We start from the raw sequence: 642 nt of genomic DNA, 5'->3' as shown, positions 1-642 counted from the left end.
CCACTTAGTTTAGAACAGCGAGAACGACTCATTTTTCTGGTCAAGCATGCAAAACATTGGCGTGAAAGGCAACGTGCCCAAACTATTCTCTGGCTTTCCGAAGGTAAAAGTGTTGCGGAAGTTGCCACTCTACAAGAACGTATCCCAGAAACCATAAGGCTACAACGCCGACGTTGGGAATTGTATGAGTTTGAATCGATTAAAGAAGGTCATCGCTCAGGTCGACCCAATACATTGATCTCAGACTATCAGGCGAAAATCCTAGATTGGGTCAATACAAGTCCACTCAATGCAGAACAAATCCGAGTCAAACTACATGAAGAATACGAAGTGTCCGTGTCTGTTGAAACCATTCGTAAGTTTTTACGTGATTCAGGTATGGTCTTCAAGCGTACCCGTCATAGCTTGAAAAAAAAGAGATCCGATTGCATTTGAACAAGCAACACAGCAGATTGAAGAATTACGAGAGCAAGCGGCACGTGGTGAAATTATATTAGGTTATGTTGATGAAACAGGATTTTCATCTACACCTGATAACCGCTATGCGTGGACAAAGATAGGTGATGTTCATGCGGTTGATGCAATAAGATTAAAACGAGTTAATGTCATGGGGTGTTTGCTTTCAACGGGGAAACTGGTGAC

The 642-nt window shown here is 42.5% G+C and carries 1 protein-coding gene; it reads left to right on the top strand.

What is annotated here, in order from left to right; translation table 11 throughout:
• The coding region (locus WFH18_RS17645) for a helix-turn-helix domain-containing protein (protein WP_305177354.1) at window positions 1–435 on the top strand (435 nt) is incomplete at its 5' end.
• Window positions 436–642: the final 207 nt, after the last annotated feature.

This window comes from Acinetobacter sp. USHLN143 (assembly GCF_037145695.1).
Taxonomy (GTDB): domain Bacteria; phylum Pseudomonadota; class Gammaproteobacteria; order Pseudomonadales; family Moraxellaceae; genus Acinetobacter; species Acinetobacter fasciculus.
Note: the sequence above shows the minus strand (reverse complement) of the source record. Positions and strands in the feature narration are given on the sequence as shown.